The sequence below is a fragment of the Testudinibacter sp. 'clade 2' genome (genome assembly GCF_006227735.1).
GTDB lineage: Bacteria > Pseudomonadota > Gammaproteobacteria > Enterobacterales > Pasteurellaceae > Chelonobacter.
Genome location: NZ_VDHB01000083.1, coordinates 1 through 12366, shown reverse-complemented (window position 1 = coordinate 12366; position 12366 = coordinate 1). Strand labels below are relative to the sequence as shown.

16 protein-coding genes are annotated in these 12366 nt (G+C 45.5%); 8 read left to right on the top strand and 8 right to left on the bottom strand.

Annotation, left to right across the window (positions count from 1 at the left end; genetic code table 11):
- Positions 1-263 precede the first annotated feature (263 nt).
- Both FHQ30_RS07575 and gloA2 read left to right on the top strand, forming a co-directional pair.
- Positions 264-770, top strand: coding sequence for an NlpC/P60 family protein (locus tag FHQ30_RS07575; RefSeq protein ID WP_132964765.1), 507 nt, complete (start codon positions 264-266; stop codon positions 768-770).
- A gap of 19 nt (positions 771-789) precedes the next feature.
- Positions 790-1197 carry an SMU1112c/YaeR family gloxylase I-like metalloprotein gene (gloA2, locus tag FHQ30_RS07570; protein WP_139610948.1) on the top strand — a complete coding sequence of 136 codons (408 nt, stop codon included), beginning with the start codon at positions 790-792 and terminating at the stop codon, positions 1195-1197.
- Positions 1198-1242: 45 nt separating this feature from the next.
- Here gloA2 and ycfP read toward each other — a convergent pair whose 3' ends face one another.
- The 3 genes from ycfP to nfsA all read right to left on the bottom strand — a co-directional run bounded on the left by ycfP (position 1243) and on the right by nfsA (position 3527).
- Positions 1243-1785, bottom strand: a complete 543-nt coding sequence (gene ycfP / locus FHQ30_RS07565) for an alpha/beta hydrolase YcfP (RefSeq protein ID WP_139610947.1) — start codon at positions 1783-1785, stop codon at positions 1243-1245.
- Between the two features lie 87 nt (positions 1786-1872).
- Positions 1873-2784, bottom strand: a complete 912-nt coding sequence (locus FHQ30_RS07560) for a RimK family alpha-L-glutamate ligase (RefSeq protein WP_139610946.1) — start codon at positions 2782-2784, stop codon at positions 1873-1875.
- A gap of 17 nt (positions 2785-2801) precedes the next feature.
- Positions 2802-3527 carry an oxygen-insensitive NADPH nitroreductase gene (nfsA, locus tag FHQ30_RS07555; RefSeq protein ID WP_139610945.1) on the bottom strand — a complete coding sequence of 242 codons (726 nt, stop codon included), beginning with the start codon at positions 3525-3527 and terminating at the stop codon, positions 2802-2804.
- A 138-nt stretch (positions 3528-3665) separates the two neighbouring features.
- Here nfsA and FHQ30_RS07550 point away from each other — a divergent pair, with 138 nt between their 5' ends.
- Positions 3666-3929 (top strand): GrxA family glutaredoxin, encoded by a 264-nt coding sequence (locus tag FHQ30_RS07550; protein WP_132964304.1) that lies wholly within the window; start codon positions 3666-3668, stop codon positions 3927-3929.
- 91 nt (positions 3930-4020) lie between these two features.
- Entirely contained in the window at positions 4021-4356 is a 336-nt protein-coding gene (locus FHQ30_RS07545; protein ID WP_139609361.1) for a zinc ribbon domain-containing protein YjdM, read from the top strand.
- An 87-nt stretch (positions 4357-4443) separates the two neighbouring features.
- Here FHQ30_RS07545 and rimI read toward each other — a convergent pair whose 3' ends face one another.
- Both rimI and FHQ30_RS07535 read right to left on the bottom strand, forming a co-directional pair.
- Entirely contained in the window at positions 4444-4887 is a 444-nt protein-coding gene (gene rimI, locus FHQ30_RS07540; protein WP_139610944.1) for a ribosomal protein S18-alanine N-acetyltransferase, read from the bottom strand.
- Entirely contained in the window at positions 4884-5348 is a 465-nt protein-coding gene (locus FHQ30_RS07535) for a DNA polymerase III subunit psi (RefSeq protein ID WP_139610943.1), read from the bottom strand. Before FHQ30_RS07535 ends, rimI begins: the two co-directional genes overlap by 4 nt.
- Positions 5349-5457: 109 nt before the next feature.
- Between FHQ30_RS07535 and rsmC the strand changes: the two genes are divergently transcribed.
- The 4 genes from rsmC (at position 5458) to FHQ30_RS07515 (ending at position 9076) form a co-directional block, all read left to right on the top strand.
- On the top strand, positions 5458-6456 hold the full coding sequence (gene rsmC, locus FHQ30_RS07530; RefSeq protein WP_139610942.1) for a 16S rRNA (guanine(1207)-N(2))-methyltransferase RsmC: 999 nt from the start codon (positions 5458-5460) through the stop codon (positions 6454-6456).
- 64 nt (positions 6457-6520) lie between these two features.
- On the top strand, positions 6521-7183 hold the full coding sequence (udk, locus tag FHQ30_RS07525; protein WP_132964295.1) for a uridine kinase: 663 nt from the start codon (positions 6521-6523) through the stop codon (positions 7181-7183).
- Between the two features lie 12 nt (positions 7184-7195).
- Positions 7196-7777, top strand: coding sequence for a dCTP deaminase (dcd, locus tag FHQ30_RS07520; protein ID WP_132964293.1), 582 nt, complete (start codon positions 7196-7198; stop codon positions 7775-7777).
- A 6-nt stretch (positions 7778-7783) separates the two neighbouring features.
- Positions 7784-9076 carry a hypothetical protein gene (locus FHQ30_RS07515; protein ID WP_139610941.1) on the top strand — a complete coding sequence of 431 codons (1293 nt, stop codon included), beginning with the start codon at positions 7784-7786 and terminating at the stop codon, positions 9074-9076.
- 74 nt (positions 9077-9150) lie between these two features.
- On the opposite strand, the gene dctM is transcribed toward FHQ30_RS07515, so the two are convergent.
- The 3 genes from dctM to FHQ30_RS07500 form a co-directional block, all read right to left on the bottom strand.
- Complete coding sequence (dctM, locus tag FHQ30_RS07510) at positions 9151-10434, bottom strand: C4-dicarboxylate TRAP transporter large permease protein DctM (RefSeq protein WP_139610940.1); 1284 nt, start codon at positions 10432-10434, stop codon at positions 9151-9153.
- 9 nt (positions 10435-10443) lie between these two features.
- Positions 10444-11070: a TRAP transporter small permease gene (locus tag FHQ30_RS07505; RefSeq protein ID WP_139610939.1), complete on the bottom strand. Its 627-nt coding sequence runs from the start codon at positions 11068-11070 to the stop codon at positions 10444-10446.
- A 69-nt stretch (positions 11071-11139) separates the two neighbouring features.
- Complete coding sequence (locus FHQ30_RS07500) at positions 11140-12144, bottom strand: TRAP transporter substrate-binding protein (RefSeq protein ID WP_139610938.1); 1005 nt, start codon at positions 12142-12144, stop codon at positions 11140-11142.
- Positions 12145-12366: the final 222 nt, after the last annotated feature.

Here is a 12366-nt window from a genome sequence, read left to right as displayed (position 1 = left end):
CTATTGATTTCGGCTTACGCCTAGATTGTGCTCATTTTAAACAACAACTCAAAATATAAACAAAGATCAACAGACCCTAGTCTAGCGATCGCTCGATTTTTTGAATAATTTTTTGAAGTGCGTCAAAAAAATAGTGTAAACCAGAGGAAAAAACAATGTTTAACTGGATAAAAATACCATCCTCCCGTAAAATCGACACGTTTTTGTTTTCTCATTTTAACTTTTAAAACCATACTCTTTTTAACTTTTAAAACCATACTATGATGTTACGCAAAATACTTTTAATTTTGGCAATAGCCACGGTAACGGCATGTAGCAACAGCGGATCACACATGAGTTCGAGTTCTCAAGCGCAAGAAGGACGAATTCGCACCAACTTACCGGAAAATATCGGTAATGGGGTCACCTTGGATCAGTTTGCTAAGCTGCATGATTTTTATAACAATTGGCAGGGTGTACGCTACCGTATGGGCGGCACCACCAAACAAGGCATCGATTGTTCTGCCTTTGTGCTGAATGCATTTGATCGTGCCTTCGGTATGTCAATGCCACGCAGCACCGCTGAACAGCGCTATGTCGGCAGTAAAATTAATAAAAGCGAATTGGAATTCGGCGACTTGGTTTTTTTCCGTAATAACAACCATGTCGGAATTTATATTGGCGGTAATCAGTTTATCCATGCCAGCACCAGCCAAGGGGTAACCACCAGTTCTTTATCCGAAAATTACTGGGCGAGAAATTACACTCAGTCACGTCGCGTTATTCATTAAGCGTGTGATTGGCTAAAAAATGACAAGTGCGGTTGCAGCAACTCCGATTCTTGGTTTTCACCATGTTGCGATCATTGTGTCGGATTACTTGCGCTCTAAACGGTTTTATTGCGAGATCTTGGGCGCCCGTATTCTGGCAGAAACTTACCGTGCCGAACGGCAAAGCTACAAATTGGATCTGGCATTTGCCGATGGCAGCCAGATTGAACTATTCTCTTTCCCCGAACCACCAGCGCGTGTCAGTCGACCGGAAGCTTGCGGCTTAAGACATTTGGCGTTTAAGGTCGACAATATCCAAAGTGCGGTCAAATATTTAGCACAACATCAAATAGAATGCGAACCGATTCGCATTGATCCGCTGACCGGCAAACAATTCACCTTCTTTCAAGATCCAGACGGCTTGCCGTTGGAGTTTTATTGTTTATAAGGCGGCAACTATCCGCCTTTTGGCTAGGGTCTGTTGATCTTACAGTTAATCTTGTTGCTTAAATTCAGCAATTCGTTGCAGATGTTGTGAGATTTTTTTGAATTTATGGCTCTCTTTGTCGTCCCAGACGATTTGATAGAACGGCGACAGGGTATCGGCGCTGCGTTGTGAATTTAGAATACCGTCTTCAGTCGAAAGAAAGACCAAACACTTACCTTTATTTTTTTCACGAAAGTTGTTGACGCATTTGGTGGCGATGTCTTGGTACTCTTCCGGGCGATCGATTTTGCCGCTCATATTTTCATATGGGAACAGATTTGGATTGAAAATCGCTTGCTTGATACCGCACAGAAAACCGATCCGTTCTGCCCAGTAGCCACCCAGTCCGACACCACAGATCAGTGGCGCCGGATCTTTGCTCTCACTCACCAGTTTATGCACTTCATTCAACAAGTGCTGCATATCGTGGCGCGGGTGCAGCGTGCTGTAGTTGACAAAACGGACATCCGAATCGATAAACTTGAGCTGCATAATTTTTTCATAGTTACCGGGACTGGTGGAGTCGAAACCGTGCAGATAAATAATCATATGTTGTTTCCTATAAAAGTTTGGTCAGGTGCGATAACCTTAAACAATTTATGTGTATCAGGCAACTGTATTCCCAATAAAATCATGTTAAATAAGCTCAGTGTGTATCAATTTTTCCAAATAGATAATCATCTGTAGTGCGATATCGATTTTGCTGGTTTTTTCGATCAATTCCAAGCCCGGACTGGCGTTGACTTCTAAAATTAGCGGTCCTTGATTGGAACGGATAATATCCACGCCGGCAACTTCTAAGCCTAAAATCTGTGCGGCTTTCAGAGCAATGGCTTTTTCTTCGGCACTTAGCGGAATCAACTGGGCTTGCCCGCCACGGTGGGCATTGGCGCGAAATTCGCCGTTTTGTCCACTGCGCTGCATACTGGCGATAATTTTATCTCCGACCACAAAACAACGGATATCCGAGCCGTTGGCTTCGCCGATAAAATCTTGCAATAACGAAGCAATATTGGCTTGTTTCAAGGTCTCTAAAATGCTGACCGCACTTTGCCTTTTCTCCGCCAGCATCACGCCGATGCCTTGTGAACCGGACAGCGTTTTTAAAATCGTCGGGGAACGCACCTGCTCGACTGCATACTTGGCATCAAATTCATTGCCACACAGCGCACTGGCGGGGACTGCGATATTTTGCTGCTGCAACAACATTAAGCTGTGCCATTTATCGCGCGCATTCAAAAATGCTTGCGAACCGTTTAAGCACGGAATTTTCAAGGCTTCGAAATGGCGCAACAGCGCACAACCCATGGAGGTGCTGGCAGATCCGAAACGGGGGATCACCGCATCATAGTGCGGCAGTAAATAAGGGGGTTGGTCAAACCGTGCTTGGTAATAAATTTTGAACTGTCCGGATTGGTTTTGATCCAGTTTCAGCAAACAACGGTTCGGATCGATAATATCCAATGTGTGACCACAAGTCGTGGCCGCTTCCAGCAGCCGCTGGCAACTGTATAAGCGTGGCTCGCGGCAAAGCATTAACAATTTCATAAAAATCGCCTTATATCTTATTTTTTGGCATAACCTTGTTGTTGCAAATAAGCCAACACGTGCGGGCGCACCGGCTTATTCAAACTTTTTATCACATTACGCGACCAATCCATCTCAATTTGGTTGCGTTGCCAGTAGTAATCCGCCACTTTTTGATCATACTGCTGTAAAATTTGCGGATTCAAACTGTGGTATTGATTTTCACTGACTAAAACCTCGAGTGGCAGACGCGGTTTTTGCGGTGGATCTTGTGCCGGATAGCCTAAGCACAGCCCCACCAGCGGAATCACATGTTGCGGCAAACCCAATAATTCACCCACTTCGGCGATGTTGTTACGCAGTGCGCCGATATACACCCCACCCAGCCCCAGCGATTCAGCACTGAGCAGTAAATTTTGCGCCATAATACCGCTGTCGACGCAGCCGATCATCAACACTTCAGTATAGTCAGTTTGTGCTTGTGGCAAAATTTGGTGATGACGCTGAAAATCGATACAAAACACCAGGAATTCCGCAGCATCCACAATATACTGTTGATCAGAAGCGCAGTGTTTCAGTTTTTCCCGCAATGCAGTATCGGTTATGCGAATAATTGACACACATTGCAAGTGGTTTGAGCTGGAGGCGGCGCGGGCGCATTCGAACAAGGTTTGCAGCGTTTCTGCCGCAATCGGCTGTGGACTGAATTTGCGAATCGAACGATGCGAAAGTGCGGTTTGAATGGTTGAATTGATGGCGGCCATTGTTAACTCTCCGGTTGTCAATAAGTGTTGATATATTACACTAATCAAAGCGATGCAGAAAAATCTTTTCTGATTCGGCGCTTGATCGGATAGAATAAAGCCGATCTCATTTCATTTACTATTATCAGGAGTAAAATTATGTTTACTGTTATTTTTGGCCGTCCGGGCTGTCCGTATTGTGTGCGTGCAAAAGAGTTGGCGGAAAAATTGCAAAATAGCCGCGACGATTTTGAATATCGTTATGTGGATATTATCGCTGAAGGCATCAGCAAAGCCGATTTATCCAAATCAGTCGGCAAAGAGGTACAAACCGTGCCGCAAATTTTTGTCGATGAAAAACCAATCGGCGGCTGCACCGATTTTGAAGCTTTTGTGAAAGAAAAATTCGGTGTTGTAGCATAAGCTTGACAACGAGAACCACAACGCTTTGTGTTTGCCGCACAAAGCGTTTTTTTATGCTATACTGCGCCCGAATTTTATAAGAGGAAAAATTATGGACCAAATGCCAAATTGCCCGAAATGTAACGGGGAATATGTTTATCACGATACCATTCATTTTGTGTGCCCGGACTGCGGCAACGAGTGGAGTGGTGAAGAGGCTGCGCAAAGCAGTGATGAATTTATTGTTAAAGACAGCAACGGCAATCAGCTGCAAGACGGCGATTCGGTGATTTTAATCAAGGATCTGAAAGTCAAGGGCTCATCGTTGGTACTGAAAAAAGGTAGCAAGGCGAAAAATATTCGGCTGGTCGATTCTGATCACAATGTTGATTGCAAAATTGACGGTGTCAGCTTGGCACTGAAATCGGAGTTTTTGAAGAAAGCCTAACCGCACTTTTGCTGGTTTCGACATCTATTTTATTTGAAAACCGTTGTTTTATCTAATAACGGTTTTTTTATGTGCTCAATAATAGCGTTAAAGATAAAGTGCCATCACCAATGCATCTTCACGCTTGCCATCGATAGTCGGATAATAATTTTTTCGTTGGGTCACCAGATTAAACCCCAGTCGATCATACAATTTTTGTGCTGCGACATTGGATTGGCGAACTTCCAGCCACAGGGTCAGTACTGCACGTTGGCGTAGCTCGGCAATCAATTGTTGCAGTAGCTGTTCACCCAGGCGCTGTTGTTGGTATGCCGGATCAATGGCAATGTTGAACAACGTGGCTTCGTCCAATACGGTTTGGCAAATGGTGAAACCAATCAGTTGCTTGTCTTTTAGTAGTTTTAAATTCAGATAGCGTTCGCCCTGATTATTCAGCAATGTGCCTTTTGACCACGGTGTCAGGTGCGCCAGTTGTTCGATTTGATAGATGCGTTCGAAATCAGCAGGTTGTAGTGGCAGAATGTCAATCATCGTGCATCGCCTTGTAGTTGAAATTGTTGCAGTTGCTGCCACAGTTGGCGTTTTGCCTGTGGACTTTGTTGCAAGGTTTGCCAAAGTGCGGTAGTTATTTGTGGCATCGCTTTCAGTGTTGCTTGAGCGGAATCACTCAAATCCGGGCTGTTACCGACAAACCACAGCGCAACAGGCTGCGAGAGTTTTAAGCGGGCAAGTTGTTCGTGGGTCAGCAGCACACATTGTTGCGCTTGAATGCCTAACGCACGGTAGACATCGGCTAAAAACCCGCTTGCGGTTGGTGGGATGTCACTGATAATCAATAAACGAACAGATTCGCCGAGCGTAATCGACGACGCACCTTGCAAGGCTTGTGGACGGCGCAGTGTCCATTGCTCAATACCCATTTGTTGTAGCAATAGTGCGCGACGCTGCGGCATTGATGGTGCTCCAGAAAGCGGCGCTTCGGAAAAAGACATAGCGATCCTCAATCATTTTTACCGATAATGGCAAAGATAGATAAAAAAGCAGCTGAAAACATATTATAATGGCCGACAATTTTAACCAATAACCTGCGGGATTTATAGTGTGATTTCAGTCGAAAGCCAAGTTTTACAACGCCATTTGCCATTTTTTGCCGAGAAATCGGTTTTATTTGCCGGCAGTCTTAATGATGATTTTCCGGCTCAATTAACTCAGAGCCGCTCGGTACAAGTGGTCAGCAGCTATTATGACTATGTGCGGCGTGTGCAAAGTGCGGTTGCGGCAGAGTTTAGTATCGAAACTACTCATCGTGCTGAAGTGATTGTCTATTATTGGGGAAAAAACAAACAAGAAAGTGCTTTTCAGCTGACGCAACTGCTGTCTTTGGCAGCGGTCGGGCAAGAGATGTTGGTGATCGGCGAAAATCGCAGCGGTGTGCGTTCGGTGGAAAAGATGTTACAGCCGCTGGGCAACATTCACAAAATTGATTCGGCGCGGCGTTGTGGCTTATACCATTTTCAATTACAAAATGTGCCGGAATTTAATCTGCAACGCTACTGGAAAAGCTATCAGCGTGCCGATTTAGCTGGGTTAACGCTTTACAGTCTGCCGGGCGTGTTCAGTGCTGCCGAGCTGGATATGGGAACCGCACTTTTACTTTCTACCTTAGATCAACCAGTGTCTGGGCGGGTGTTGGATTTGGGGTGTGGTGTTGGGGTAATCGGTGCATATTTGAAGCAGCAAAATCCGGACATTGAGTTGGTGATGAGTGATATCCATGCCATGGCATTAGCCTCTGCCAACCGCACTTTGCAACAAAATGGCTTGGCGGGCGAAGTGGTTGCCAGCGATGTATTTTCTGATCTGCAAGGCAAATTTGATTTGATTATTTCTAACCCACCGTTTCATGACGGGGTTGACACCGCATATCGTGCGGCACAAGAGTTGATTGCACAGGCGAAGTGGTTTTTAACTCAGGGTGGTGAGTTGCGGATTGTGGCGAATGCGTTTTTGCCGTATCCGGAGCTGCTCGATCGAGCCTTTGGTGAGCACCGTGTGCTGGCTAAGAACAATAAATTCAAAGTCTATTCGGTTTATGCCTGATTCGCTGAGTGTCTTTGCTCTAAAGTTTTGTTATAATTTATGAAATTTTTTAAAGGATCGCATTATGAACAGCACCTCAAACGCCACGACGCAGCAAACTCCGCTTATCATCGCTATTGCCGGTGCTTCTGCATCGGGCAAGAGTTTAATCGCCTCCACCATTCATAAAGAGCTGTGCGAAGAGGTCGGTGGCACCGATATCGGGATTATTTCGGAAGACTCTTACTACAAAGATCAAAGCCATCTGTCATTCGAGCAGCGCATCGAAACCAACTATGATCACCCCAGTTCGATGGATCATGACTTGTTGGTGTCACATTTGCAGCAACTGAAGCGTGGAGAGACGATTCAAGTGCCAGAATACAGCTATGTAGAGCATACTCGTACCGCTAACAGTCGTGAATTTAAACCGCGTCGGGTCATTATTTTGGAAGGGATTTTGCTGTTGACTGATGAGCGGTTACGCAATGAATTAAACGCTTCAATTTTTGTTGATGCACCGTTGGATATCTGTTTTATCCGCCGCTTGCAACGTGATATGCAGGAGCGTGGACGTAGTTTGGAATCGGTCGTTTCGCAGTATCGTAAAACTGTGCGCCCGATGTTTTTACAGTTTATTCAGCCATCAAAACAGTTTGCTGATATTATTGTGCCGCGCGGAGGAAAAAACCGGATTGCAATCAATATTTTAAAAGCGCAAATTTTACAAATGCTGAAGCAGAAATAGAGAGAGTAGCCGATGAGACTATGTGATCATGATATCGAACGTTATTTAGATCAAGGCATTATTGCCCTTGAGCCACGCCCGGAAAATGACAAAATCAATGGCGCAACGGTGGATGTGTGTTTGGGCAACTCATTTCGAGTTTTCCGTGAATACAGCGCCCCTTATATTGATTTAAGCGGGCCAAAAGAAGAAGTGAGTGCCCAGCTGGATCGCGTGATGAGCGATGAAATTTTGCTGAAAGATGATGAAGCTTTTTTTCTGCATCCGGGCGTTCTGGCATTGGCGACTACTTACGAGTCGGTCAAGTTGCCTGCCAATGTGATCGGCTGGTTGGATGGACGTTCGTCGTTGGCACGTTTGGGGTTGATGGTGCATGTGACCGCACACCGAATTGATCCGGGTTGGGAAGGCAAAATTGTATTGGAATTTTTTAACTCCGGCAAATTGCCATTGGCATTGCGTCCTAAGATGACTATCGGCGCTCTGAGCTTTGAAGTGTTGAGTGGTGATGCAGCACGTCCGTACAACAGCCGTAGCAATGCTAAATACAAAAATCAGCAAGGTGCGGTGGCAAGCCGTATTAACGAGGATTAGTTGCCGATGTGGAACAAGCGAGTGTTATATCCTGCAATTGCGGGTGTTGTGGCACTTGCTGTGTTTTTTTTATATCAGCTTCATCAATTGCAAGATCGATTTAAAACCCGGTTACCCCAAGTGCTGCCCGGACTACAGATCGCTGATGCTCGTTTCGGCTATTTTCCGTCTCCAACCCTTGCGTTGTCGCAACTTGATTATCAAGCACCCGGCTGGAATTTCTCCGCACAGCAGGTCATTGCACGTTTTAGTTGGTTTTCGTTATTCAGCCTATCACCACAGATTAAACAGATCGAGCTGTACGGTGGAACCATTGCACCGTTAAATCTGAACATTGTTTCTCTCACCTTGGATCATATTGATCAATCCTATAATCTCGCCGAGCTGAGCCTGACTGCAGAGAGTGTTGAAAACAACCGTTTACACTTAACCGCACTGGCACAACGCTTTGCCAATGGCGTGGCGCTGCACCAGCTGCAATTGAATGTTGAGATGGCGCAAGGCTATTTTTTGAATAACCGTGACATCACGCTGAGCGCAGAAAAACTGTCGTTATCGCAGCAGCAAACGCAGTGGCAAATGGTGCTGCAACAGGGCTTGTTGAATCAGTTGCCGCTTGAAAGTGCGGTGTTGCATTACACACCGAATAATATTGCAGATAATCATGAATCCAAACCGCACTTTACCCTGCAATTGCAGCAAAATGGCGGTATTTTAGCGATTAACGGTCAGCAACAGGCGCAGGGCAATTTTTTAGCGCTACGAGGCAAACGATTATCGCTGTCGCCACTGCTGGAGTTTTTACAACTACCGGTGTTGCTTAGCGGGGTCAGTGATTTTTCGGGTAGTGCGCGGTTTAATGATGGCGTTTTAACCAACGGTGATTTAACGTTGAATATCAGTAAAGCTGAATTAAACGGTTTGAATCTATTGGATCTAATCAGTCAATATTTTCCGATTCGACAAGGGGCAAAAAAATACGCCGATCGTGTGGCAACCCCGTTTGAGCAGGTCAGTGCCGCGTTAAGCTGGAACCAAGCAGTCTTGAATCTGAATAAGCTGTCGGCACAAGGCAAAGATCTCAATTTGAGTGGCAGCGGTGAAATGAGTTTAAGCGATTTCAACTGCCGTTTTGAATTAAGATTGTCGCCAAATATTGTTGGCTATTCGCAATATCAACTTCCGGTCAGGCTGTTCGGTCCTTGTCGTTCACCGCAATATCAGGTGAGTGTTGATAAACGATTAGAAAATCAATTAAAAAACTTACTGCGTGAAAAATTACGCGAACGCAGCGAATAAAAAACCGCACTTTATGCCGGAATTCACTTTCAAAGCATAAAGTACGGTTGTTGTTTGTGGCTACACGTTTCTGGCTACATTGCACCGATCCAGTTTGGCAGTATTAGTGAGATGGTCGGAATGTAGGTGACGGCAATCAGGAAGCTGAGCATCAGCAATAACCACGGACTGGCTGCTTTAATCACTTGTGGTAAGCTCAAACCGGTGATTGCTGAGGAGACAAACAGGTTCAAGCCGACCGGCGGTGTGATCATGCCGATTTCCATATTGACCACCATGATAATCCCCAAATGAACTGGATCAATGCCTAATTGCATGGCAATTGGGAACAGAATTGGCACTAAAATCAAGATGATGGCTGACGGCTCCATAAAGGCACCGGCAATTAACAGGATAATATTCACCACAATCAGGAACTGCCACGGTTGTAGCTCCATCGCCACCACTAACGAGGTCAGGTGTTGTGGAATTTGTTCGGTGGTCAACACATGGGCGAATAACATTGCGTTGGCGATGATAAACATCAACATTATGCTCAGTTTACCCGCTTCCAGCAATACTTTCGGGCACTCCGTCAGCTTGATGTCTTTATAGACAAACACGGCCACCAAGAAAGAGTAAACAGCGGCCACAGCAGCGGCTTCAGTCGGGGTGAATGCGCCGCTGTAAATCCCGCCTAAAATAATCACCATCAGAATCAAACCCCACAGCGCTTTGCGGGCAGCGGCAAACCACTCTTTGACCGAGGCTCTTGGCAGTGCAGGCAGGTTTTTGATGCGGGCAATGATATAAATGGCGACCATCAAAACGCCACCAAGCAGCAGCCCTGGCACGACACCGGCCATAAACAGCCGTCCGACCGAGGTTTCGGTGGCGGCAGCATAGACTACCATCACGATTGACGGTGGAATCAGAATACCGAGCGTACCGGCATTACAGATAATACCGGTGCCGAATTCAATCGGATAACCGGAGCGCACCATGCCGGCAATCGCAATTGAGCCAACGGCAGCTACGGTTGCCGGACTGGAGCCGGAAAGGGCAGCGAACAGCATACAGGCCAGTACCGAGGCGATTGCCAAACCACCACGAATATGGCCGACGGTGGCATTGGCAAAGTCGATTAAACGGCGGGCAACGCCACCGGTGGTCATGAAAGCACCTGCCAACAAGAAAAACGGAATGGCAAGCAAGGTGTAGTGTTCAGAAGTTTCGAACAGTTTGATCGCAACCGAGCTGAGCGAGTCTTGACTGAACAAAATAATAATCAACGAGCCAGAGAGGCCTAATGCCACCGCAATCGGCACACCGATCAGCATGAGTGCAAACAGGCAAATAAACAGGAATATGACGGTCATAACAGTTCCTTAATGTATCTCGGTTTCTTGTAATTTAATGGCGTCTTTGGCTTCATCGGCCAAGCCCAAACCGTTTTGTTGCCCTTTTAACAGGCGTATAAAAATTTCGACAAAGCGCATCAGAATCATCAGAAAGCCAATCGGCATAATCAAGCCGATATGCCACAGCTTAATGCCAAAGTGCTGCAAATCTTCCGCACCGATATTCGCCTGAAGCATAGCACTGACCCATTGACTGCTGGCATAAGCGATCAGCGCAGCGTAAATCAAGCAAGCCAGGCAGGCGATAATGCTGATCTGACGTTGTATCGGGGTACTGAATTTTTTGACGATGACGTCGATGCCAATATGTCCGGCGGTACGCACACCGTAAGAGGCACCAAAAAAGATCAGCATGGCAAAAAACAGTTTTGTCAGTGCCACACTCCAAGTCATCTCTTGGGCAATGGTCATACAGAAAGTGGCGATCGGCAGAAAAATGTTCTCCAGCGACGGATAGGCATCGGCGAGATCGAAAAATGGGGCATAAAGGTTATTGAATAGGACGTAAACGAAGGTGATCAAGGTCATCAACGCCAGTGATAGCGTGATCATGAATTCCTCCAGTTTTCCCCACAACAAATTGAAAGCTTGCATAGCCGCTCCTTAATAAAACGTGAGCTTGAGAAGTGCGGTACTCAGACCGCACTTTGGGTTAATTATGGGTTATTGTTGGTTGGATGCTTCAGCAGCTTTAATTAAATCTGCACCGATGGAATCTTCAAATTTTTTCCAGACCGGACGCATGGCTTCACGCCATTGTGCTCTCTCTTCCGGCGTTAGGTAGATAATTTCAGAGGTTTTCGCATCAATGATTTTTTGTTTATCCGCCAGATTGAATTCGTGGGATTTTTTGTTCACTTCATCACTGACTTGATCCATGATTTCACTTAAACCCGTGCGTAACTCTGGAGGCAAACCGTCCCAGAATTTAGTGTTGACAATCACCATGTAAGACAGCAAACCGTGGTTGGATTCGGTGATGTATTTTTGCACCTCATGAATTTTTTGTGAATAGATGTTGGAATACGGATTTTCTGCACCGTTCACAACGCCGGTTTGTAAGCCTTGATACATTTCACTGAACGACATTTTGCGTGGCACGGCATTCAGTTGTTTGAATTGAGCATCCAATACTTCAGAGTTTTGCACACGGAATTTCAAGCCACGTGCATCTTTAGGCAATTTGAGTTCCTTGTTGGCTGAAAATTGTTTTAAATCATTGTTCCAATAACCTAAGCCGGTGATGCCTTTGTCGGTCATGGTATTTAACAAACTTTTGCCGGCTTCGCTTTTTTCAAAGCGTTCAACAGCCTGAATGTCGTCAAACAGGAAAGGCAAATCAAACAACTGAAGTTGAGGAGAGTATTTGTCAAATTTGGCCAATGACGGTGCCAGCATTTGCACGTTGTTTAACAGCAGCGCTTCCATCTCTTTGCCGTCGCCATATAACGACGAGTTAGGATAGACTTCTACTTTAACTTGGTCAGGGTACTTTTCTTCAACCAGTTTCTTAAATAATAGTGCGCCTTGCCCTTTTGGCGTGTCATCGGCGACCACATGGGAAAATTTAATGACAATCGGATCAGCTGCCAATGCGTTACCGGACAGCAGGATACCTAAAGCGCTGGCAGATGCTAGGACTTTAAATAATGTAGGTTTTAATTTCATAGAAGGATCCTCGGTTAGGGTGAAAATAGGGTTGGGTAATAACAGTAATAAGATTAGGCAAACTCTAAATTTTAGTAAATGTAATTTTTATCAAATGTTGATCTGCTTCACATAAAATTAACATCCCCTTTACAGTAAACGACAACGATTGCGATTTGGTAGACTTTATAGTAACGTTATAATCACTTTGGTTATAATAAGAGTGTTAGGGTCTGTTGATCT